The following is a 21,893-nucleotide window of genomic DNA, read 5'->3' as shown; positions in this document are numbered from 1 at the left end:
AACCGGGCTGAAAACGCGGCTGAAGCCGGTATTTCAAAAAGGGACCGGGCGTTCAGGCGGGCACCAGCCGCCCGGCCTGCAGCCGCAGCCCCTCGGGCGCGATCCGGGCCCGCATCTCGGCATCATGGGTCACCAGCAAAAGCGCCTGCGGCAGGCCTTGAAGGATCGCGACCAGCCGCTCGGCATTCTCCTCGTCAAGCGCATTGGTGGGCTCGTCGAGCAACAACACCTCGGGCTCCATCGCCAGCACGGCGGCAAGGCTGACCAGCCGCTTCTCGCCGCCGGAAAGCCGATGGGTGATCCGGTCCTTCAGATGCATGAGATCGAGCCGGGTCAGAACCGTCTCAACCGTTTCCATCGCCGCCTCGCGCCCGAGCCCCAGATTGAGCGGCCCGAAGGCCACGTCCTCGGCCACGGTGGGGCAGAATAGCTGATCGTCGGGGTCCTGGAACACCAGCCCCGCCCGGCGGCGCACCTCATGGAAATCGGCCTCGGCCCGGCGCACCTGCCCGAAGGCATGGATGCAGCCCGCCTGCGGCTGCAACAGCCCCACCATCAGATGCAGAAGCGTCGACTTGCCCGACCCGTTCGCGCCCGCGATCGACAGGCGCTGGCCCGCCTCGAGCCTCAGCCCCGCCCCCTGCAGGATCGCGGGCCGACCGGGATAGCCGAAGACGAGCCCGTCGATCTCAAACAAGGACATGGGCCAGCTCCGCCAGGATCATGGCCAGAAGCAGCACTCCCAGCCCGGCGCCGAAGACCGCATCGCGCCTCCCGTAGGCCAAGGAGGACAGGACCGGCATCCGGCCCGAGAAACCCCGGCATTTCATCGCCGCCAGCACCCGTTCCGAACGCTCGACCGCGCGGACCAGCATCATGCCGACCAGATAGCCGAGGCTGCGATAGCTGTGCCAGGAGGTGCCGGGCCGGAAGCAGCGGACCTTCATCGCCCGGCGCAGCCGCAGATATTCGGCGCGCAGCACCTCGATATAGCGGATAGTGAACAGAAGCAGATGCACCAGCCGGTCGGGCGCGCCGAGACGGTGCAACGCCTGCCCCATGGTCACCGGCTCGAGCGTGCCGACCAGCGACAGAAGCGCCAGCACCACGGCATTGGCGGTCAGCAGGATCCTCGCGGCATGGACCAGCCCCTCGCGCGAGGCGTCGAACCCCCAGAGCGTGAAGACCGGCGCGCCGGGCGTGGTGAAGGGCAGCATGGCGACCAGCAGGAAGATGAACCCGTCCATCGCCGCCATCCGCCGGAGCGTGGCCCCGACCGGCCGGCCCGACAGCGCCATCAGCCCGAGCGCAAGCATCAGCGCGGCCAAGAGCACCGGTAGCCAGGAACAGGCGACCGTGACACAGGCGAAGGCCCCCGCGCCTATCACACGCGCGCGGGGATCGATACCGTCAAGTGCCGCGCCCGGCCCGGACCGGCCGGCCGTCAGGATCTCGGACACCGGACTAGCCCTTCATCCGCCGCCGCGCCGCCACATAGAAGCCGAGCCCGAAGATGCCCACGATATAGCCGATGCCGCCGAGGATCGACTGAAGGTCGTTCTTCTCGCGATAGGCGGCGATCTCGCGCCGCAGCGGCCGCATCTCGTCGCGCACGATCTTCGCCACGGCCGCCTTGTCGGCGTCGCTCAGCCCGGGCGCGGCGGTCAGCGGCACCGCCGAAGAGCCGACAGCCGCCGTCCCGGAGGCCGCGTCCAGCGGGAAGGTCGAGGGGTTGCCCCCGTCCGAAGCCGCCTCGGCCTGCCCGGCCCCGGGAATGCCCCCGGTATCGGCCGCGGCTTCAGCGGCGGCGCGGGCCGCCGGGCTGTCGAGGATCGCGGCGACGTCCTCGGCGCTCATAGTGACCTCGGCCACATGGCCCGCGCCCAGATCGGCGTGGAAGACATGGGCCACCGCCACGCTCGGGCGGAAGGTGAACATCCCATCGGCATCGGTGGCGGTCTCGCCCAGCGGATTGCCCTCGGGATCGGACACCGCGACGGTGGCATCCGCAGCCATGTCGCCATTGGAAAATCCGACCTCGCCCTCGATCAGGGCGCCATCGGCATAGACCGCCGCGATCACCTTATGCGCAAGCGCGGGCAAGGGCGCCAGAACAAGCGCCAGGGTCAGGAAAACAGGGCGGATCATCGGACGGGTCCTTGCAGGCTGAGAAAGAGATCGGGCTTGACCTGGATGGCCAGATAGACGGCAGCGGCACTCAGCAGCCCCTCGATCGCCATCACCGGAACATGGGCGAGGAGGACGAGCTTGGCCGCCGGAATGAAGGCCGCACCGCTGAGCGCGAGCGCCAGGGCGACGCAGGCGGCGGTCAGCGCGATGGCAAGCGCGCCGCCGATGCCGCCCCAGATCGCGGCGATGCGCGGGCTGCCGGTCGCGATCCCGTGGCGGCAGATGTAATGCACGATCACCGCGGGCAAGGCGATGTCGAGCGTATTGACCCCCAAGACCGTCAGCCCGCCGAAGCCGAAGAAGACGGCCTGCAGCAGAAGCCCCACGAACAGCGCCGGAAAGGCGGCCCAGCCGAGCACCAGCCCGGCCAGACCGTTCAGGATCAGGTGCACCGAGGACGGGCCGATGGGCACATGGATCAGCGAGGCCACGAAGAAGCTGGCCGAGAGCATCCCGGCAGCGGGGATCTTTTCCAGCGTCAGGTCGCGCAGGCCGCGCGCCAGGCCCCCCGCAGCCAGCACCGCGCCGCCGATCACAACGGGCGCCGCCAGCGCCCCGTCCACGATATGCATGGGTCCGTCCCTATTTCAGATCGAAGGCGCGGATCCAGAGGACCGCATCCTGGCTGAGCTCCTTGCCCTCGTATTCGGTATCGGGCCCGACCCCCAGCGCGGCAAAGCCCCAATAGCCCGCCTTCGGCACGCCGAAGGTGAAATAGCCGTTCTCGTCGGAAACCGCGACGATCGCGCCGCCCGGCATCGGCCCGGCAATGGCGGGTTTGGGCGCATCCGTCTCCATGTCGGGCTCGGCCGCCATGTATTCGATCTCGATCTCGGCGCCCGCGACCGGCGCCCCCTCCGACAGCACCCGCCCGGTGAAGGTCGAGCCCGCGATCACGTTATAGGGTTTGACCAGCGGCAGGATCTCGGCCTTGAGCCCCTGCGGGCCGTCCCAGTCGGTCGGCATCTGGCCGCGGTTCACATAGGTCTTGGTGATCTGCTGGATGAAGATGTCCTCGGACTCTTCGTAATAGGGGGCAGGCACCGTCACCAGAACGTAATCGCCCATCCGCTTGACCGGCAGGCTGCCATCCCAGGCCACCGCCTCGTTCAGCGGGCCGTGAAAGACCGTCTGGCTGAGCGTCGGTTTGAGATCGATCCGCTCGCCGCGATGGATGGCGTAGAATTCCAGCGGCTCGCCCATATCCATGACCGGGCCGCTTTCCTGCGGATGCCAGAAGATCAGCTTGACCGGCACATCGCCGGGCGCGTCGATGAGGCTTTCCTCGGTATAGGCCAGCTGGAAATGCGCCGCCGCAACCCCGGGAACGAGGGTCAGGGCGAGCGCGGCGGTCACGAGATTGCCGTGGAAGATCAAGGTCGTTGCCTTTCAACATGGGCGGCCGGACAGGCCGCGGGTGAAAGGACGAACGGGATGAGAGGCTCGGAAGCGGCCGGATTGCGGCCGATCCGGGCCAGACGCGCACCCCGGCGTCCGGTGGAAACCGCCCCCATGCGGGGGGAGGCGGGCGGCCGGCAGGTCTCCTGGCTCGCGGGTCGTCGCTTGGCTGGCCTTCCCGGGGGACATCCCCAGTGGCACTCTCAGCCGCGCTCGCCGCTTACAGTTGCGGGGGCAGCCGCGGAATAGCGCGTCCTTCAGGACGGGCGCACCGCGTTCCCTTTTCACGTCCGGGCCATCGGGGCCCGGGCGAACCGGTCACGGATCCGTCATCGCAAGCGCCGCCCGCCTTGTCAATCCGGCCACTCCTGCGCCCGGCCGCCGCAGCGCCGCCCGGGCGCAGGTCCGTTACGTCACGACCCCGATCCGTATGGGGGCCGTGGTTCGGATTTGACGCCCGCCCTGCGCCGCCCTAGCTCCGCCGGGACATCCAAAGCGAGGGAAAGAGCCCATGACCGCCCGCGACCCCGTCTCCGACGACGATGCCCGCCACGCCGCCAAGATGGCCAAGAAGAAGGCCGCCCGCGACAAGATCATGGCCGGCAAGAGCGACGAGAAGGGGCTGATCCTGGTGCATACCGGCACCGGCAAGGGCAAGTCCTCCTCGGGCTTCGGGATGATCCTGCGCTGCATCGCCCACCAGATGCCCTGCGCCGTCGTCCAGTTCGTCAAGGGTGCCTGGGATACCGGCGAGCGGCGGCTGCTGACCTCGCATTTCGGCGATCTCTGCCAGTTCCACGCCATGGGCGAGGGCTTCACCTGGGAAACCCAGGACCGCGCCCGCGACATCGCCGCCGCCGAAAAGGGCTGGGAGAAGGCGAAGGAGCTGATCCGCGACCCCGAGATCCGGATGGTGCTGCTGGACGAGATCAACATCGCGCTGCGCTACGGCTATCTCGACCCGGCCGAGGTGGTGGCCTTCCTGCAGGCCGACAAGCCCGCCCTGACCCATGTCGTGCTGACCGGCCGCAACGCCCCCGAGGAGGTGATCGAGGCGGCCGATCTGGTGACCGAGATGACGCTGATCAAGCACCCGTTCCGCTCGGGCATCAAGGGCCAGCCCGGCGTCGAATTCTGAGCGGCGCTTGACAATGGCAGGCCCCCGGCCCATCACCCTGCGCCGACTGCCGCAGGAGCCCCGATGACATCCGACCGGACCTCGCGCCCGCCTTCCGACCTGCCCGCCGGTGACGCGGCGCCGCCGATGCCCGAGATTTCGGTGCCGATGCTCGACCCGGCCCCGCCGCGCCGGGCCCGGTCGCTGATGCTGCAGGGCACCAGTTCCGATGTGGGCAAGAGCCTGCTGGTCGCTGGCCTCGCCCGCGCCTATGCGCGGCGGGGCCTGAAGGTCGCGCCGTTCAAGGCGCAGAACATGTCGAACAATGCCGCCGTCGCCGCCGACAGCGACCTGCCGCCCGGCCCCGACGGCACCGCACCTAAGGGCGAGATCGGCCGGGCCCAGGCGCTGCAGGCGCAGGCCGCGGGGCTGCCCCCCTCGATCCACATGAACCCGGTGCTTCTGAAGCCGCAGGCCATGGTCGGCTCGCAGGTCGTGCTTCGGGGCCGTCCGCTGGGCAACTGGCCCGCGCGGCATTACCACAAGCTCAAGCCGCAGCTGCTGCCCGCGGTCATGGACAGTTTCAACCGCGTCGCGGCCGAGGCCGATCTGGTGCTGGTCGAGGGCGCGGGCGCGGGCACCGAGACCTATCTGCGCAAGAGCGACATCGCCAATATGCGGTTCGCCGAGGCCGCCGATCTGCCGGTGGTTCTGGTCACCGACAATGACCGCGGCGGCGCGATGGCGGCCGTGGTCGGGTCGTGGTGCCTGCACAGCGAGGCCGAGCGCGCCCGCATCGCGGGCTATCTGGTCAACAAGTTCCGGGGCTATTTCTCGCTTTACGAACCGGCCTGCGAGACCATCACCGCGACCACCGGCTGGCCCTTTCTGGGGGTCGCGCGCTGGTTCGAGGGCGCGGGCCGGCTTCCGGCCGAGGATGCGCTGGCGCTGGAACGGCCCGCTTCGGGCGCCGGACAGGGGCTGGTGATCGCGGTGCCCCATATCGCGCGGATGGCCAATTTCGACGATCTCGATCCGCTTTCGGCCGAGCCCGGCGTCGATCTGCGCTGGGTCCGCCCGGGCGAGCCCATTCCGGCCGAGGCCGATCTGGTACTGCTGCCGGGCTCGAAGACCACCCGGCCCGCGCTCGACTCGATCCGCGCCAATGGCTGGGACATCGACATCCTGGCCCATCTGCGCCGCGGCGGGCGGGTGCTGGGCATCTGCGCCGGGTTCCAGATGCTGGGCCACAGGGTGCACGACCCCGAAGGCATCGAGGGCCCGCCCGGCGAGACCGAGGGGCTGGGGCTTCTGGACATCGAGACCACCATCGGCGGCGACAAGCGGCTGGTCGAGATCGCGGCCGAGGATGCCATCAGCGGCACCCGCGTCACCGGCTACGAGATGCATATGGGCGTGACCCGCGGGCCCGGGCTCGAGAGGCCCTGGCTGCGGCTCGACGGCCGGGCCGAGGGCGCGGTCTCGGCCGACGGGCGCGTGATGGGCGGCTATCTGCACGGGCTGTTCGGCGCCGACGGGTTCCGGCGCCACTGGCTGACGGCGATGGGCGGGCGGGCCTCGGGGCTCGACCATGCCGCCCGGGTCGAGGCGGCGCTCGACGCGCTGGCCGATCAGCTGGAACACGATCTCGATCTCGACGCGCTGCTGGCGCTGGCGCGATGACCGCCCGGCGGCTGATGGTGCTGGGCACCGGCTCGGATGTGGGCAAGAGCCTGCTTGTCGCGGGGCTGGCCCGCGCCTATGCCCGGCGCGGCCTGAAAGTGGCGCCGTTCAAGGCGCAGAACATGTCGAACAATGCCGCCGTGACGGCCGATGGCGGCGAGATCGGCCGCGCCCAGGCGCTGCAGGCGCGGGCCGCGGGCGCGCCGCTTTCGGTCGACATGAACCCGGTTCTGCTGAAACCCGAAACCGATATCGACTGCCAGGTGGTGGTGCGGGGTCAGGTGCGCGGGCGGTATTCGGCCTCGGCCTATCAGGCGCTGAAGCCCGATCTGCGCGCCGAGGTCGTGGCCAGCCTGAACCGGCTGTCGGCATCCCATGATCTGGTGCTGATCGAGGGCGCGGGCAGCGGCGCCGAGCGCTATCTGCGGCCGCAGGACATCTCGAACATGGGCCTGGCCGAGGCCGCCGACCTGCCGGTGGTCCTGCTGGGCGACGAGTCGCGCGGCGGCGTGACCGCGGCCGCCATCGGCCATCACCGGCTCTGGACCGAGACCGAGCGCGCCCGCGTCCGGGGCGTGATCGTCACCAAGTTCCGCGGCGATCCCGGGGTCTTTTCCCCCGCCGCCCGGGACATAAGGGCCGAGACCGGCTGGCCGGTTCTGGGGCTGTTGCGCTGGTCCGAGGCCGCGCGCGCCCTGCCCGAGGAGGATTCGCTGGGGCTCGGGCGGCGCAAGGGCGCGGGCGGGCGGTTGGTGATCACGGTGCCAGAACTGCCCCGGATCGCCAATTTCGACGATCTCGATCCGCTGGCGGCGGAACCGGGCGTCGATCTGCGCTGGCTCCGGCCCGGCCAGCCGGTGCCGGGCGATGCCGATGCGGCGATCCTGCTGGGCTCGAAGACCACCCGCGCCGCGCTTGACGCGATCCGCGCCGAGGGCTGGGATATCGACCTGCAGGCGCTCCTGCGCCGGGGCGGACGGGTGATCGGGCTTTGCGCGGGCTATCAGATGCTGGGCCGCGTCGTGCGCGACCCCGAGGGCATCGAGGGCCCCCCGGGCGAGACGCCGGGGCTGGGGCTGCTCGACATCGAGACGGTGATGACCGGCGACAAGCGGCTTGCCCGGATCGAGGCCACCGACCGGATCAGCGCTCAGCCGGTCACGGGCTACGAGATCCATATGGGCCGGGTCGCGGGACCGGCGACCGCGCGGCCCTGGCTCGATCTCGACGGCACGCCCGAGGGCGCGGTCTCGGCCGATGGCCGGGTGATGGGCAGCCATGTGCACGGGCTGTTCGGCGCTGACGGGTTCCGGCGCCACTGGCTGGCCGGGATCGGCGCCGACCTGTCCCCCGATGCGATGGCAGCCGATCCGGTCGAGCGCGCACTCGACCGGCTGGCCGAGGAGATCGAGGCCGATCTCGATCTCGACGCGCTGCTGACGCTGGCGCGCTGAAACGCGCGGAGGCGCGGCGCCCCGCCGCTTGCAGAGACGCCCCCCGCCCCGATATCGGAAACCGGAGAGGATCGGTCCGGAGGAGGTCTGGCGTGAACGGGAATGCGCAGCAGGGATCGCGCCGCCTTGGCTAGGGGCGAAGAGATCGCAGCCGAGAACCGGCTCGGGGCCCAGATCCGCGACACGCTGGGGCTGTTCCGCGCTTCGGGCTTCGGGCGGCGGGCGGTGCTGCTGGTGGCGGCTCTGGTCGCGGTGATCGGGCTGACCGCCTATATGCAGATCCGGCTGAATGCCTGGAACGAGCCCTTCTACGACGCCCTCACCCGCAAGGACATGGCGGCCTTCGTCACCCAGCTTGGCGTCTTCGCCACGCTGGCGGGCATCCTGCTGGTTCTGAATGTAAGCCAGCTCTGGCTTGACCAGACCATGAAGCTGACGCTGAGACGGGGGCTGTTCCGGGCGCTGGTGCGCGACTGGATGGCGCCGGGGCGCGCGCTCAGGCTGTCGCGGGCGGGCAAGATCGGCGAGAATCCCGACCAGCGCCTGCAGGCCGATATCGACCAGCTGGCCGATCTCAGCGCCGCGCTGGGGATCGGGCTGTTTCAGGCGACGCTGCTGCTGGGGTCCTTCATCGGCGTGCTGTGGCGGAAATCCGAGGGCTTCACCCTGACCCTCGCCGGGCAGATCCACGAGATCCCGGGCTTCATGGTCTGGTGCGCGCTGTTCTATGCCGCCGCCGCCTCCTGGCTCAGCTGGCGCGTCGGCCGCCCGCTGGTCGCGCTTAGGGCCGAGGAATCCGCGCGCGAGGCCACGCTGCGCTTCGATCTGGTCCGGGTCAGTGAGGCCGCGGGGCGGATCGCGCTTGAACGCGGCGAACGCGCCGAGACCGCCCGGATCGAGACCAGCTTTGCCGGGGTCGTCGGCATCGTCGAGGCGGTGATCCTGGCCACCGCCAACCTGACCTGGGTGACGGCGGGCTATGGCTGGTTCACGCTGGTCGCGCCGATCCTGGTGGCCGCGCCCTTCTATTTCACCTCGGACATGAGCATCGGCGAGCTGATGCTGGTGGCGGGCGCCTTCACCCAGGTCCAGGGCTCGCTGCGCTGGTTCGTCAGCAATTTCGCGGTGATCGCGACCTGGCGCGCGACACTGTTCCGGGTCGCAAGCTTTCATCGCGCGATCCGGGCGGTCGACCGGGCCGAGGCCGATGACGGCGCCCCGCGGATCGACCGGCGCGAGGGCGCCGCGCGGATCGAGCTTTCCGGGCTGCATGTCGTCACCCCGCATGTGGGCGTCCGGCTCGATCCGCCCGAGATAAGCCTCGCCCCGGGCGACAGGGTCTTGCTGCAGGGCGGATCGGGCTCGGGCAAGACGCTTCTCTTCGACACGCTGGCCGGGCTCTGGACCCGGGCCGAGGGCCGTCTGGCGATGCCCGCGCCCGAGCGGGTGATGTACATGCCGACCCGGGCCTATGTGCCGCCGGGACGGCTCGATCTGGCGCTTTGCTATCCGGAACCGGCCGAGCGCTACGGCCGCGACGACATGGCGGCGGCGCTGAGCGCGACCGGGCTCGGGCATCTGACCGGGTCGCTGGCCGAAGAGGGGCGCTGGGACCAGTTGCTGAGCGAGAGCGACAAGCAATGTCTGGTCTTTGCGCGGGCGCTGCTGCGCGGTCCCGACTGGCTGGTGATGGATGACGTGCTGGACCAGCTCGACCCCGAAGCGCTGGGCCGGATCGAGGCCTTGCTGCAAGGGCAGATGGCCCGGATCGGGGTGCTGGGCATCGGCGACGGCGCCACGCCCTCGCCGGTCTTCGGCCGGGTGGTGGAGATCGTTGCCGAACCGGGCAGCGGCCGCCCTGCCCCGCAGCCGCGCCGGGCCCCCGAAGGCTGAGCCGCCATCTGTCGCCCCGCGACCCCGCGGGCACGCAGAAGTTGACGCTACGGAAAATCGTGGCGGATACACGCAATGAATGAGAAGATTACACCCATTCTATTTTGGGAGGAATCAATGTTCACGCGCTCCGTCATTTTCTCACTGTTGTTTTCCGGCGCGGCCGCGCCTGTCGCGGCCCAGACCGTTTTCGTCGATCAGGGCGACAGCTGGAGCCCCTCGCTCCGCGCCGCCTTCTACACCCAGGACCAGGGCTCGCGGATCATGCCGCTGGCCTGGATGGAGGCGCTGGCACAGCCCGACGGCACCCCGTTCCTCGCCGACGGGCTGGCGCGCTATGGGTATCTGCCGATGCCCGATCGCGACGACGGCGCGGCCCTGCCGGTCGGGTTCACCACCAATGAGGGCATGGGCGGCACCGCCATCGGCATGACCTGCGCCGCCTGCCACACCCGCCAGATCGAGGTCCGCGGCACCGCCTACCGGATCGATGGCGGCCCGGCCATCGTCGATTTCCAGAGCTTCCTCGCCGATCTCGATGCCGCCATGCAGGCGGTTCTGGACGACGACGCCACCTTCGACGCCTTTGCCGACAAGGTGGCGGGAGAGACGGGCGACCGGGCCGGGCTGCGCGCCGAGCTCGAGACCTGGAGCCTGCGCTTTCATACCCTCATCGACCGCTCGCTGCCCGATCCGGGCTGGGGGCCGGTCCGGCTCGACGCGGTCTCGATGATCTTCAACCGGCTGACCGGGCTCGATCTCGGCAGGCCCGAGGACGCCTATCTGATCCCCGAGAACGTCATGCTGGCGGATGCGCCGACGCGCTATCCGTTCCTGTGGAACGCGGCGCGCCAGGACATGACGCAATGGCCGGGCTTTGCCCATAACGGCAACGACCTGCTGGGGCTCGCGCGCAATCTGGGCGAGGTCTACGGCGTCTTCGGCGAGTTCCATCCGATCAAGAAACAGGGGCTTCTGTTCAACCGCGACTATGTCACCAACAACTCGGCCAACTGGGGCGGGCTGAAGGCGCTGGAGGAATGGATCTGGGACATCGGCGCGCCGCGCTGGCCCTGGGAGCTCGATGCCGGTCTGGTCGAACAGGGCGGCGCAATCTTCGCCCGCCCGACCGATCAGGGCGGCTGCGTCGAGTGCCATGGCAAACGCCAGGGCGCATTCCGCTCGATCTTTCACGCGACCTGGGCCACGCCGATCCTGCCGGTGGGCACCGACGAGCGCGAATGCGAGATCCTGACCCGCACCGCCAAGACCGGCGTGCTGGAAGGCGCCAAGGTTCCGCTGTCGAGCAACGCGCTCGGCGCCGAGGCGCCCGCCTTCGATCTGCTCGGCGCCTCGGTGATCGGGGCCATCATCCAGCATGCCGTCGGTTTCCGCGTCACGGGCGGGCTCGAGGCGACCGGTGCCGCGGCCGCCCTGCAGCAGGATGACAAGTTCATGGCCGAATTCGACGATCTGCGCGGCGCCTTCCCGCGAAGCGGTGACGACAGCGCGCTGGAAACCGCGGCCGCGCCCTGCGCCTATGAGGCCCGCGTCCTGGACGGGATCTGGGCCGCGGCGCCCTATCTGCATAACGGGTCGGTCCCGACCCTGCGCGAACTGCTGACCCCGCCCGATGAGCGCGTCGCCGACTTCACGCCGGGGCCGGCCTATGACCTCGAGGCGGTCGGCATGGCGGTTGAGCAGACCGCCTTCGACCATGTGATCGAAACCACCGGCTGCGACGATCTGAGTTCCGGCAACAGTCGCTGCGGCCATGATTACGGCACGGCGCTCAGCGATGACGACAAGCGCGCGCTGCTCGAATATCTCAAGTCGATCTGACCGGCGCGGCCGATCCGGCCGCCGCCCCCTGCCTTCCGACGCGCCGCCGGGATCCCTCCGGCGGCGCCGTCATTTCGGCGCGCGCGGCCAACCAGGCGCGAGACTCGGCGTAAAGGCGGGCGGGGACATTGGCCGCAAGGCGTCAAGAACAAAGACGCGGCACCGATCGGTATTGACAACCTGTAAGCGATAAATTCGCAACATCCACGAGGGCGCAGAATCGTTTCCCCAAAGATGGCCATGCCGCAGCAACGCACTGACAGGTTATGTTTTTCCCCGTAAATCCCGCTTGATATGCGCCAGCGTTGCGGGCGGCCATCCAGCCTTCCCGCAACGCCCCGCCGCCCCGGTAGCCTTTTGTGAAGGTTTTCAGGGGAGGATTTTTTTGGACTTTCGGCCATTTTTCGCCGATAATCGGTGCAGTGCCGCGAAGGGACCCGGGTCTCCGGTTCGAGGGGCGCGACACAAACCATAAGAGGCGCCTTGCCAGGGCGGCCGCCGGAAACGGCTGGCCCGTCACGGGATAAGTGCGCGCGAGCGAGGCGAGAGCGGTTGTGCGTAAACTGACGGGATTTTGGGGGCTGGTGACGGCCTACTGGGTCTCCTCCCGCTGGGCGGAGGCCTGGGCCTTGACGATCGTGGTCTTCGGGCTGACGACGCTTCTGAGCAAGGCCAGTGTCTGGGTCGCGACATCGAGCGCCGATTTCCTTGCCGCACTGGCCAATTTCCACCGCGCCGAGGCGGGCGTCGACCCGGCCGAGGTGCTGCTGATGGCCGCCGCCGCCCTGGTCGGGATCTATGCCGCCCGCGCCTGCGGCGTGGCGCTGCGCCATTTCCTGTCCTCGACCCTGCACCGCCGCGCCCGGGCCTGGCTGGTCGGCCGCTTCGACGCCGCGATCCTCGCCGATGAACGCATCGCCTTCGACCTGATGAGCGACCGCAGCGAAACCGCGCGCGGCGCGCGCCTGCCCGACGCCATCGACCAGCGGCTCGACGAATGTTCGATCGGGCTTTACGGCGGGCTGATCGGGCTGACCATGGGGCTCTGGGGGGCGGTGACCTCGGTCTGGTTCGTCTCGGCCGCGATCATCGAGCGCAGCCAGCCGGTGCCGCAGCTCGACCGCTGGGGCGCCTCGGCCAATGCCTGGATCGAGGCCGAATTCGGCCCCGGCCTCGCCGCGCGCATCGATCTGGTGCCGGGCGACTATGGCACCGCGCTGCTGGTGGCGGGGCTGATCCTGCTTTACGTGCCGGCCATCACCTGGATCGCCTGGCGACTCGGGCGCATCATCGAACGGCTCAAGCTGCAGCGCCAGCGCCGCGACGGCGCCTGGCGGGGCGAGCTTGGCGGGCTGCTGCACCGGGTCGGACAGATCGCCGCCTCGCGCGGGGAACGCGCCCAGCGCCGGATCAACACCCGGCTTTACGGCGCGCTCGACCGGACCTGGAGCCGGCAGAACGGGCTTGGCGCCGGGATGATGCTGTTCACCGATCTCTACAATTTCCTGTCGCACCGGATGCTGGCCTATCTGCCCGCCCTGCCCGCCTTCATGGCCGGCCATATGAGCTTCAAGACCTTCGCAGCCAGCAGCGAGCTGACCGCCGGGCTGATCGGCGATCTGTCCTGGTTCATCAACGTGATGCCCGAAATCGCGACGCTGCGGGCCAATGCCGGGCGGCTGACCGAGCTTGCCGCCGCGGTCGAGCGGGTGCGGGCGCGGCAGGACTTCTATGCCGAGACCGGGATCAGCCGCTTCGAGCGCAGCCGCGACGCGAAGGACGCGCTGGTCGAGATCGGCGGGCTTGCGCTCTGCCATCGCGGTCACGATGCGACGCCCTTCGTCGAGGTGCCGCGGCTGCGGCTCGGCCGCGGCGACCGGATCTACCTGCGCGGTGCCAACGGCTCGGGCAAAAGCAGCATCCTCAAGGCCGTGGCCGGGCTCTGGCCCTATGGCGAGGGCCGCGTCGCCCTGGCCGGGGGCGCGCGCATGTTCTTTGCCGGCCAGGAACCCGACCTGCCCGAGCGGATGAGCCTCAAGACGCTGGTCTGCTATCCCGATCCGGCCGAGAAGCATGCCGATCTGGTGGTCGCGCGGGTGCTGTTCCGCGCCGGGCTTCAGGACTTCGTGACCGAGATGCATCACGATCTCTATCACGGCAAGACCTGGCGCACGGTGTTCTCGGGCGGCCAGAAACAGCGCCTGGTGCTGGCCCGCATCCTGCTGATGCGCCCCGACATCCTGCTGCTGGACGAGGCGACCTCGGCGCTCGACGTGAACGCCTCGGTGGATTTTCACGACGCGCTGTGCGAGGAATTGCCGAAGACCGCCGTGATCGCGGTTCTGCATGGTGAAACCCTGCCCTACGATCCCGACGGGCGCCCCTTCTATAGCGCAGTGCTCGACATTGCGCAGGGCGTGGGCCGGGTCCGGCCGGTGATGCCGCCGAGCCTCGCCGCTGCCCGCCACGCCGCGGAATAGGCGCAGGACGGATCTGCAGGCGAGGCGAAGGGAGGCCCGCATGGGGAACAGGTCCAGCGAAGATGCCGTCGCCCGGCTGATGGCCGAAATGACGCTGGCCGAGAAGATCGGCCAGCTGAACCTTCTGGCCGCGGGCGAGGGCCTGACCACCGGGGCCGCGACCGACACGCCGCTGGCCAAGAGGCTGGATGCGGGCGAGGTCGGCGCGATCTTCGGCACCAAGTCGCTGGCCTCGGCGCAGGCGCTGCAGGAACGCGCGCTGGCGGGTTCGCGCCTGAAGATCCCGCTTTTCTTCGCCGAGGACGTGATCCACGGCCACCGCACCGTCTTTCCGCTGCCCCTCGCGCTGGCCGCGAGCTGGGACATGGCGCTGATCGAGGCCACCGCCGGTTTCGCCGCCGCCGAGGCCTCGGCCGAGGGGCTGCACCAGGTCTATGCGCCGATGATCGACATTGCCCGCGACGCGCGCTGGGGCCGGATGGCCGAAAGCCCGGGCGAGGATCCGCATCTGGCAGGCGCCATCGCCGCGGCCATGACCCGGGGCCTGCAGGGCACCGACCCGGCCGCACCCGGCAGGGTTGCCGCCTGCCTCAAGCATTTCGTGGCCTATGGCGCGCCGCTTTCGGGGCGCGACTATGACAATGCCTCGCTGGCCTGGGAGGATCTGCTGGAGATCTATCTGCCGCCCTTCGCCGATGGCGTGGCTGCCGGCGCGGCCTCGGTCATGGCCGCCTTCAATGCCGTCAACAAGCTGCCGATGCATGCCCATGGCCCGCTGATCGAGGGCTGGCTGCGCGGCCAGGCGGGCTTCGACGGGCTGGTGGTGTCGGATTATACCGGCATCCGCGAGCTCAGCGCGCATGGGCTGGGCGCCCCCGCCACCGTGGCGCTGCGGGCGCTGGCCGCGGGCATCGACATGGACATGGTGGGCGAGGATTACCTGACCCATCTGCCCGCCCTGGCCGAAGCCGGGCTGGAGGCGCCCGAGGCCGGGCTGACCCTCTCTGCCGAGCGGGTGCGCGCGCTGATCGACCGCGCCTGTGCCCGGGTGCTGGGCTTCAAGGCAGGGCTGGGGCTGCTCGACGATCCCTGGCGCGGCCTGACCGGCAGCCCCGCCGCGCCCGACCGGGCCGAGGGCCGCAAGCTGGCCCGCAAGGCCGCCGCCCGCTCGGCCGTTCTGCTGAAGAATGACGGGCTTCTGCCGCTTTCCCCCGACACCCGGCTGGCCCTGATCGGGCCGCTGGCCAATGACCGCGCCAACATGCTGGGCACCTGGTCAGTCTCGGGCCGGGCCGAGGATGTGACGCCGCTGCTCGAGGCGGTCGGCGCGCTGGCCGGGCCTCCGCCCAGCCATGCCGCGGGCTGCAATCTGGTCGAGGAAGACTGGCTGATCGAGCGGCTGAACGTCCATGGCAAGACCGTCACCCGCGACCCCAGAAGCGAGGCCAACATGCTGGCCGAGGCGGTCGCGGCGGCGAAGGCGGCCGATGTCGTTCTGGTCGCTCTGGGCGAGGCCAAGGAACATGCGGGCGAATCCTCGTCGCGGCTTTGTCCCGACCTGCCCGCGCCGCAGCGCCGCCTGCTTGACGCACTGGCCACGACCGGCACGCCGCTGGTCGTCGCGGTCTTCGCGGGGCGCGCGCTGGCACTCGGCGGCATCGACCGGCACTGCGGCGCGCTGCTTTACGCCTGGCATGGCGGCATTGCCGGGCCCGAGGGCGTGGCCGATCTGCTCTTCGGCCGGGCCGAGCCCTCGGGGCGGCTGCCCGTCACCCTGCCCGCCGCGCCCGGCCAGACCCCGCTCAGCCATGCCGAGGACCCGACCGGCCGCCCCTGGACCGGCCGTTTCGCCAAGTTCCGCACCGGCTGGCTCGACCTCGCGGATGACAGCCAGCCCTACCCGTTCGGCTTCGGGCTGTCCTATACCCAGATCGATTACGGCCCGCCGCGGCTTTCGGCCACCGAGGCCCGGCCGGGCGAGCGGGTCAGCCTGTCCGTCACCCTGACCAATACCGGCGCACGGCCCGCCATCGAGACGGTGCAGCTTTACCTTTCGGACCCCGAGGCCCGCATCACCCGGCCCGCGCGCCGGCTGGTGGCGTTCCGCCAGGTCGAGCTGGCCCCGGGCGAAGAACGCGAGGTCACCTTCGAGATCGGCGCCGAGATGGCGCAATACCCGCTGGCGCCCTCGCTCGAGGTGGCGGAATGGGTCCGCGACCCGGGCCGGATCCTGCTGCATGTCGGGCCGAACAGCCGCGACACCCTCTCGGAGACGCTGACATGGCTGGCGTGATCCGGGGCCTCGACGATGCCGCCCTGCGCGACCGCATCGCCCAGGCGACGGCCGGCTATTTCCTCGACTGGAGCCATCCGGTCAGCGGCATGGCGCGCGAACGGAGCGCCGGAGCCTTCGGCTATGACATCGAGGACACGGTCTGTACCGGCGGCACCGGCTTCGGGCTCCTGGCCCAGATCGTCGCGGCCGAGCGCGGCTGGCGCCCCCGGCGCGAGATCCTCGACCGGGTCGCGCGGCTGGTGGGTTTTCTCGAAACCGCCGACCGCTTCGACGGCGTGTTCCCGCATTTCCTGCATGGCGCGACCGGCCGCGTGCTGCCCTTCATGGCCGGGGACGATGGCGGCGATCTGGTCGAGACCGCCTTCCTGATGACCGGGCTTCTGGGCGCCGCCGCCTTCTTCACCGAGGCGCCCGAGATCGGCGCCCGGATCGAGGCGCTTTACGACGCGGTGAACTGGGCCGCGCATCTGCGCGCGGATGGCGCGGTGATGTGGCACCGCCACCCCGAGCGGCCCTGGCCCGGGAACGCGCTGCCGATCCGGGGCTGGAACGAGGCGATGCCGGTCTTCGTTCTGGGCGCCGGGTCCGAGACCTTTCCGCTTCCGCCCGCCAGCTATCACGACAGCTGGGTCAAGACGCCCAGCTTTCTCAACGGGCGCAGCTATGGTGGCACGGTGCTGCCGCTCGGCCCCGACTGGGGCGGGCCGCTGTTCCTGTCGCAATATCCCTTCCTCGGGATCGACCCGCGCGGGCTGAAGGATGCCTATGCCGATTACGGCCTGCAGGCCCGTGCCCATGCGCTGGTCAACCGCGCCCATTGCCTGGCAAACCCCAAGGGCCATGCGGGCTATGGCCCCGATTGCTGGGGCCTCACGGCCAGCGACGACCCCAAGGGCTATGCCGCGCATTCGCCCATCCATGATACCGGCGTCATCACCCCCACCGCCGCGCTGTCCTCCTTCCCCTATGCACCTGCCGAGGCGATGCCGGTGCTGCGCCACCTGCATGACGATCTGGGCGACCGGATCTGGGGCGAGGCGGGCTTTGTCGACGCCTTCTGCCCGAATGGGGACTGGGTCGCGGAAAGCCGTCTGGCCATCGACCAGGGACCGATCGTGGTGGGGCTGGAAAACCACCGCTCGGGGCTGATCTGGCGGCTGGTCTCGAACCGGCCCGAGATCCGGCGGGGCCTTTTGCGGCTGGGCTTTGCCGCGCCCTATCTCGACGCCAGCGCCTGATCGCGGGCCGCCGCCGCCGCAAGATAGGCCGCCGCCGACCAGCTCAGCCCGAGGCAGGAGCTCGGCGCGCCGGTTTCGCGGTCGGCCTGTTCGGGCAGGTCGTCGCCCTCGGGCGCCAGGTCTTCCACCACCGCCATCAGCGCCTCGGCCCGGTCGAATTCGGCCGCCTCGCCGGTCGCCGCCGCGATCCGGTAATGCGCCTCGGCAAAGCCCAGCGTCACCGGAAACCACGGATTGCCGCCGAAGAACACATCCCCGGCCCAGCGCCCCAAGGCGGGCGCGGCGCGGCCCAGGTTCAGGGGATAGAGCCCGGCAAACAGTGCCTCGAGCGCGGCCATGGTGGCCCGGCTCCGGACCGCGGTCAGGGCAAAGGGGCCGTCGATGCGACCCGCCTGCACCAGCGCCAGCACCGTTGCGGCATCGAGCGCACCGGGCGCCGCCTCGAGGCTTTCGCGCCAGCCGCCCGTCACCGGATCGGCGGCCCCGGCGATCAGCCCTGCGAGCCTGGCAGCGGCCTCGGCCAGATCCGCGCGGCCGAGATGCCGCGCCCCCAGATCCAGCGCATCCCATTGCGCGATCAGCGTGAAGCTGCTGCGCCGGGCGGGGTCTTCCTCCCAGGGGCCGAGACAGGGCGCCCCCGCCATGGCAAGGGTAAAGTCGAGATCGCGCGCGATCAGCCGGGCAGCCTCCGGGCCCTGCGCCTCGGGCATCAGTTCGCCCAGCCGGATCAGCGCCGCGGCCCTCAGCGCGGGCCCGTCGAATTGCGGCCGCCCCCAGCGTTCGAGATCCGGTCCGCCATCGGCGGCACAGCGCGGCTCGGCCAGCCAGGCCGGTCCGCCAAGCGCCGCCAGCTCGGCATCGGGGCGCAGATAGGGGCGGAAGGCCCCGGTCGCGGTGGCTTTCAGCGGGTTGAGTTCCGGCCCGCGCCGGTTCGGGTCCGAGATCGCCAGCGAAAAGCGGATATGATCGACGACCGCCTGGCGCCAGAAGGCCGCGGCCTCGGGCTCGGCGGCCATTGCCGCTGGGATGGCGGCAAGGGCGATGGCGGCATCGCGGGTCCAGTGGTGGAAATAGTCGGGCTCGGGGTCCCATGAGGCCACCCGCGTCGAGGCGAGGATCGCCCCCGGCGCAGGCACCACCGTCCAGCCGAAGCCCGTCCGGTGGCGGGACAGCCCGGTGGCCGAGACCGCCCGGCGCAACGCGCGCGCAGCACCTCGGCGCCGGGTCTCGATCCAATCCGGGTCCGGCCGGGGGCTCAAGCCCCGAGCGCGGCCAGCGCCACGTCCAGCATCGCGGCAACGTCAGGGCCCGAGGGGCAATGGTTCTGCCCCGGCAGCGCACCGAAGAAGCGTCCGTCGGGCGCGGCATTGAAATAGGCCCGGGCATCCGAGAGCGGCACGATGCCGTCCTCGGCCCCGGTGATCACGCCCAGCGGGCAGGCGACCCGGGCCAGCGCGGGGGCGGCATCCTCGGCCTCCATCTCGGCGCGCAGAAGCGGTACCTCGCGTTCGAGCGCGGCGACGGCGGGCGGCCCCATCGCCACCCGGGCAGCCAGAAGCCGAGGGCCCGACAAGACGGGCGAGGCCGCCAGCAGGTGATGGGCCGTGCCGGGCCCGGCACCGAGATGACCGATGGCAAAGCCGCCCAGGCTGTGGCCCGCCAGCGCCAGCGGAGCCTCGGGCCAGCGCGCGCGGGTCCAGCCCATGACCTCGGCCGCGGCGCGGCGCAGCCCGTTCATGGTCAGCCGCTCGGCCGGCCCGGAGGCCGGCAGCGCGATGGAATTGGGCAGCTCGGGCGCCACCACACGCCAGCCGCGCGCGAGATAGGCCTCGGCGATGACGGCGATCTGCACCTGGTCGGGCGCGCCGTTCCGGCCATGGATCAGAAGCACCGTGCCGCGCGGCGCGATATCGGGGTCGGCCATGACCACGGGCACGGGATCGTCGGCGCGCAGCCGCTCGGCGCGGTCGGTCCAGAGAGCGGAGGGAGAGGAAGGGTCCATGCTCCGAGTCTAACCCCTCCGGGCATCTCCGCAAGATCCGCCTTGCGGGCGCATTCCGAAATCGGCGGAAAAAGGGAAACGGCGTGCTTGCCTGTCAGAAGATGCCGGATCTGAAGAGGCCGTGCCGACTGAGCCTGCCGGGTCGCAAGCCCCCGCCCGCACCGGAGGCAGCCCGACCCGCTGCCCGACCGCACGCTTCCTGCCGAGGCCTTGGCCGGACGTTCCCGCCAGCCTCCTCCGCATGCCGGTCATCGGGCCGGGGCGGATCGGGGCAGGTGGCGGCCTGAAGCGACGACGGGGTCCCGTCGCCCCGGCAACGCTCTCGCCCGACCCTTCATCCGCCGTGAAGGCCTTGCCATGACAGACATGCCAAGCGTCGACGCCAGCGGGGCGGAAGGCTGTCACCACGCGATTACCGAAACCGCCGCCCAAGGCCGCAGGACCGGTCCGGCTGCGACGGATATGGCCGACGGCCATTCGGCCCGCATTGCGGAGGACGACCGACCCGCCGCCCCGGGGATTGGCCACCGCTCCGGCCGGCGTCGCCCCGTTGGACCTTCCCTCCCCCTCCGTTCCGGCCGACGGTCATTTCCAGAGCGCGCAGACCCCGCCGGTCAAGCCTCTTTCAAGCGGAAAGGGGCGATCGAGCGCCCGCCACCAGGCCTCGAGCGCGGCCGGGTCGCAGGCCAGCCGCACGGCGCAGCCGCCGGTCAGATCGAGCCAGGCTCCGAACCGCGTCGCAGGCACCGGTACCAGAACCGGCCGCCGGGCGGCGCGCGCCGCGACCAGCGCCGGGCGCCAGTGCCGTTCGGCCGCGACGCCGCCGCAGAGGGTAAGCGCCAGAAGATCCGGCACCCCTGCCCCGGTCGGCTGGTCGCACCCGCTCTGCGGCAGCCGCAGCACCCGGCGGCCCTGTCTGCAAAGCCGCGCCAGGAAGGCCGCGATCACCGGACCGGGGGTCTCGCCCGCAACAAAGGTCAGGGCCGCGACATCGCCATCGGCATCTTCAAGCAAGCATCGGGTCTGGATCATCGGGGCCTCCGGGCGGGGTCGGTCGATCATTGGCCATTCCATCATTATAAAGTCGAACTATATATCGAAATCACGGCACCAACCATCCCATGCAGGCTCCCGCTCTGCCTCGGCGGGCGCGGCGCCCGGGGATTGGGCAGGCAGCTCGTCATTGCGAAAAGCAAAGGCACGGTTGCGCCGCCCGCCTCCAGCCCCCCCGGAAAACGGCGCGACTCGGGCGGTCTCCGACAGGTTTTCTTGCTGAATTGCCTTGTTTTCAGGCACACCCAGACCTGTTGCCCGGATTTCCATCAGCCCTTTCACATCGGCCCTGCGGCGGATCGCACCGATCCGGCGGCAGATCCTTCAAAACCGTTATAAAGCCGTCCTTCCTAGTGTTCAGGCTTGCGCCGATCCGGGGCGGCTCGTTATGTCGTAGAAATACATAGCGCCAGACATGTTTGCAGGACCCCGCCCGATGCCAAACCCATCGCTCAAAGCCGCCCTCACCCTTCAGCGCGAAGGCGCCCCGCGGGTCGGCGGCGACCGCATCCGGCTGCTGCAGGCAATCGACGCGCGGGGCTCGATCGCCGGTGCCGCGCGCGAGATCGGGCTGTCCTACAAGGCCGCCTGGGATGCGGTCGGCTCGATGAACAACCTTTTCGCCCATCCGCTGGTCGAAGCGGCGCCGGGCGGGCGTGCGGGCGGCGGGGCGCGGGTGACGCGCACCGGACATGACCTGATCGCGTGTTTCTCGACGCTGGAAGGCGCGCTCGGAAAGACCTTTGCCGCCATCGATACCGGATTGAAGGCCGCGCCGGGCGGCGCGGTGAACACGCTTTGGAGCCTGATGATGCAGACGAGTACCCGCAACACGTTCCGTTGTACCGTGACCCGCGTCACCCCCGGCGCGGTCAGCACCGAGATCGACATGGCGCTGACCGATGGCCATCGCCTGACCGCCATCATCACCGAACGCAGCGCAACCGAGATGGGGCTTGCCGAAGGGTCCGAGGTCTTCGCGCTGATCAAGGCGACCTTCGTGATGCTGGCCGCGGGCGAGGCGCCGGCGCAGATCTCGGCCTGCAACCGGCTGACCGGCACCGTCTCGGCGCGCGAGGACGGACCGGTCAACAGCGAGGTGACGCTCGATCTGGGCGAGGGCAAGACCATCACCGCCATCCTCACCCGGAAAAGCGCCGAGGCGCTCGGTTTCGAGATCGGCAGCACCGCGACCGCGCTGTTCAAGGCCAGCCACGTGATCGTGGCGATGCCCTGACCGCTCCCGC

17 protein-coding genes and 1 riboswitch are annotated in these 21,893 nt (G+C 70.3%); of the genes, 9 read left to right on the top strand and 8 right to left on the bottom strand.

Annotated features, from left to right (window positions below):
• Positions 1 to 52 precede the first annotated feature (52 nt).
• The 5 genes from A6W98_RS09955 to A6W98_RS09935 are packed head-to-tail and all read right to left on the bottom strand — an operon-like array spanning position 53 to position 3,567.
• On the bottom strand, positions 53 to 703 hold the full coding sequence (locus A6W98_RS09955; protein ID WP_042460994.1) for an energy-coupling factor ABC transporter ATP-binding protein: 651 nt from the start codon (positions 701 to 703) through the stop codon (positions 53 to 55).
• Positions 690 to 1,460: a cobalt ECF transporter T component CbiQ gene (cbiQ, locus tag A6W98_RS09950; RefSeq protein ID WP_042460991.1), complete on the bottom strand. Its 771-nt coding sequence runs from the start codon at positions 1,458 to 1,460 to the stop codon at positions 690 to 692. Before cbiQ ends, A6W98_RS09955 begins: the two co-directional genes overlap by 14 nt.
• A 4-nt stretch (positions 1,461 to 1,464) precedes the next feature.
• On the bottom strand, positions 1,465 to 2,148 hold the full coding sequence (locus A6W98_RS09945; protein ID WP_042460988.1) for a cobalt ABC transporter permease: 684 nt from the start codon (positions 2,146 to 2,148) through the stop codon (positions 1,465 to 1,467).
• On the bottom strand, positions 2,145 to 2,762 hold the full coding sequence (gene cbiM / locus A6W98_RS09940) for a cobalt transporter CbiM (protein WP_042460984.1): 618 nt from the start codon (positions 2,760 to 2,762) through the stop codon (positions 2,145 to 2,147). The genes A6W98_RS09945 and cbiM overlap by 4 nt, the downstream gene beginning before the upstream one ends.
• 10 nt (positions 2,763 to 2,772) lie before the next feature.
• Positions 2,773 to 3,567, bottom strand: a complete 795-nt coding sequence (locus tag A6W98_RS09935; RefSeq protein WP_202923884.1) for a DUF4198 domain-containing protein — start codon at positions 3,565 to 3,567, stop codon at positions 2,773 to 2,775.
• A gap of 140 nt (positions 3,568 to 3,707) precedes the next feature.
• Positions 3,708 to 3,922, bottom strand: a riboswitch (cobalamin riboswitch).
• Positions 3,923 to 4,099: 177 nt separating this feature from the next.
• On the opposite strand from A6W98_RS09935, the gene cobO reads away from it, so the two are divergent.
• From cobO to A6W98_RS09895, 8 genes are all read left to right on the top strand, one after another.
• Positions 4,100 to 4,726: a cob(I)yrinic acid a,c-diamide adenosyltransferase gene (cobO, locus tag A6W98_RS09930; protein WP_042460981.1), complete on the top strand. Its 627-nt coding sequence runs from the start codon at positions 4,100 to 4,102 to the stop codon at positions 4,724 to 4,726.
• 147 nt (positions 4,727 to 4,873) lie between these two features.
• The gene (locus tag A6W98_RS09925; RefSeq protein ID WP_042464860.1) at positions 4,874 to 6,388 is read left to right on the top strand and encodes a cobyric acid synthase; all 1,515 of its coding nucleotides are present in this window, start codon (positions 4,874 to 4,876) and stop codon (positions 6,386 to 6,388) included.
• Positions 6,385 to 7,842 carry a cobyric acid synthase gene (locus A6W98_RS09920; RefSeq protein ID WP_042460978.1) on the top strand — a complete coding sequence of 486 codons (1,458 nt, stop codon included), beginning with the start codon at positions 6,385 to 6,387 and terminating at the stop codon, positions 7,840 to 7,842. Before A6W98_RS09925 ends, A6W98_RS09920 begins: the two co-directional genes overlap by 4 nt.
• A 126-nt stretch (positions 7,843 to 7,968) precedes the next feature.
• Positions 7,969 to 9,735 (top strand): ABC transporter ATP-binding protein/permease, encoded by a 1,767-nt coding sequence (locus tag A6W98_RS09915; RefSeq protein ID WP_168161823.1) that lies wholly within the window; start codon positions 7,969 to 7,971, stop codon positions 9,733 to 9,735.
• 117 nt (positions 9,736 to 9,852) lie between these two features.
• On the top strand, positions 9,853 to 11,577 hold the full coding sequence (locus A6W98_RS09910) for a di-heme-cytochrome C peroxidase (protein ID WP_155734767.1): 1,725 nt from the start codon (positions 9,853 to 9,855) through the stop codon (positions 11,575 to 11,577).
• Between the two features lie 554 nt (positions 11,578 to 12,131).
• A complete protein-coding gene (locus tag A6W98_RS09905) occupies positions 12,132 to 14,057 on the top strand; it encodes an ATP-binding cassette domain-containing protein (protein ID WP_155734766.1) in 1,926 nt (641 codons plus the stop codon).
• 40 nt (positions 14,058 to 14,097) lie between these two features.
• On the top strand, positions 14,098 to 16,350 hold the full coding sequence (locus A6W98_RS09900) for a glycoside hydrolase family 3 N-terminal domain-containing protein (RefSeq protein WP_052677998.1): 2,253 nt from the start codon (positions 14,098 to 14,100) through the stop codon (positions 16,348 to 16,350).
• On the top strand, positions 16,338 to 17,591 hold the full coding sequence (locus A6W98_RS09895) for a glucoamylase family protein (RefSeq protein WP_042460968.1): 1,254 nt from the start codon (positions 16,338 to 16,340) through the stop codon (positions 17,589 to 17,591). The genes A6W98_RS09900 and A6W98_RS09895 overlap by 13 nt, the downstream gene beginning before the upstream one ends.
• Here A6W98_RS09895 and A6W98_RS09890 read toward each other — a convergent pair.
• The 3 genes from A6W98_RS09890 to A6W98_RS09880 all read right to left on the bottom strand — a co-directional run bounded on the left by A6W98_RS09890 (position 17,570) and on the right by A6W98_RS09880 (position 20,625).
• Complete coding sequence (locus A6W98_RS09890) at positions 17,570 to 18,790, bottom strand: glycoside hydrolase family 15 protein (RefSeq protein ID WP_042460965.1); 1,221 nt, start codon at positions 18,788 to 18,790, stop codon at positions 17,570 to 17,572. The two genes, A6W98_RS09895 and A6W98_RS09890, sit on opposite strands and share 22 nt — an antisense overlap.
• 56 nt (positions 18,791 to 18,846) lie before the next feature.
• Positions 18,847 to 19,593, bottom strand: a complete 747-nt coding sequence (locus tag A6W98_RS09885) for an alpha/beta hydrolase (RefSeq protein WP_042460963.1) — start codon at positions 19,591 to 19,593, stop codon at positions 18,847 to 18,849.
• A 585-nt stretch (positions 19,594 to 20,178) separates the two neighbouring features.
• Positions 20,179 to 20,625: a DUF2478 domain-containing protein gene (locus A6W98_RS09880; protein WP_168161822.1), complete on the bottom strand. Its 447-nt coding sequence runs from the start codon at positions 20,623 to 20,625 to the stop codon at positions 20,179 to 20,181.
• A gap of 457 nt (positions 20,626 to 21,082) precedes the next feature.
• Between A6W98_RS09880 and A6W98_RS09875 the strand changes: the two genes are divergently transcribed.
• Positions 21,083 to 21,883 (top strand): TOBE domain-containing protein, encoded by an 801-nt coding sequence (locus A6W98_RS09875; protein WP_042460958.1) that lies wholly within the window; start codon positions 21,083 to 21,085, stop codon positions 21,881 to 21,883.
• Positions 21,884 to 21,893: the final 10 nt, after the last annotated feature.

It is taken from the genome of Rhodovulum sulfidophilum DSM 1374 (assembly GCF_001633165.1).
GTDB classification, from domain to species: Bacteria; Pseudomonadota; Alphaproteobacteria; order Rhodobacterales; family Rhodobacteraceae; genus Rhodovulum; species Rhodovulum sulfidophilum.
The sequence above is the reverse complement of the archived record's forward strand: the minus strand, read 5'-3'. Positions and strand labels throughout refer to the sequence as shown.

Bases quoted from the DNA above. Each gene is read 5' to 3' on its own strand.
- cbiM (WP_042460984.1), bottom strand. From the start codon at position 2,762: ATGCATATCGTGGACGGGGCGCTGGCGGCGCCCGTTGTGATCGGCGGC.
- A6W98_RS09925 (WP_042464860.1), top strand. From the start codon at position 4,874: ATGCTCGACCCGGCCCCGCCGCGCCGGGCCCGGTCGCTGATGCTGCAG.
- A6W98_RS09900 (WP_052677998.1), top strand. From the start codon at position 14,098: ATGGGGAACAGGTCCAGCGAAGATGCCGTCGCCCGGCTGATGGCCGAA.
- A6W98_RS09945 (WP_042460988.1), bottom strand. From the start codon at position 2,148: ATGATCCGCCCTGTTTTCCTGACCCTGGCGCTTGTTCTGGCGCCCTTG.
- A6W98_RS09875 (WP_042460958.1), top strand. From the start codon at position 21,083: ATGCCAAACCCATCGCTCAAAGCCGCCCTCACCCTTCAGCGCGAAGGC.
- A6W98_RS09885 (WP_042460963.1), bottom strand. From the start codon at position 19,593: ATGGACCCTTCCTCTCCCTCCGCTCTCTGGACCGACCGCGCCGAGCGG.
- A6W98_RS09955 (WP_042460994.1), bottom strand. From the start codon at position 703: ATGTCCTTGTTTGAGATCGACGGGCTCGTCTTCGGCTATCCCGGTCGG.
- A6W98_RS09920 (WP_042460978.1), top strand. From the start codon at position 6,385: ATGACCGCCCGGCGGCTGATGGTGCTGGGCACCGGCTCGGATGTGGGC.
- A6W98_RS09910 (WP_155734767.1), top strand. From the start codon at position 9,853: ATGTTCACGCGCTCCGTCATTTTCTCACTGTTGTTTTCCGGCGCGGCC.
- A6W98_RS09895 (WP_042460968.1), top strand. From the start codon at position 16,338: ATGGCTGGCGTGATCCGGGGCCTCGACGATGCCGCCCTGCGCGACCGC.
- cobO (WP_042460981.1), top strand. From the start codon at position 4,100: ATGACCGCCCGCGACCCCGTCTCCGACGACGATGCCCGCCACGCCGCC.
- A6W98_RS09880 (WP_168161822.1), bottom strand. From the start codon at position 20,625: ATGATCCAGACCCGATGCTTGCTTGAAGATGCCGATGGCGATGTCGCG.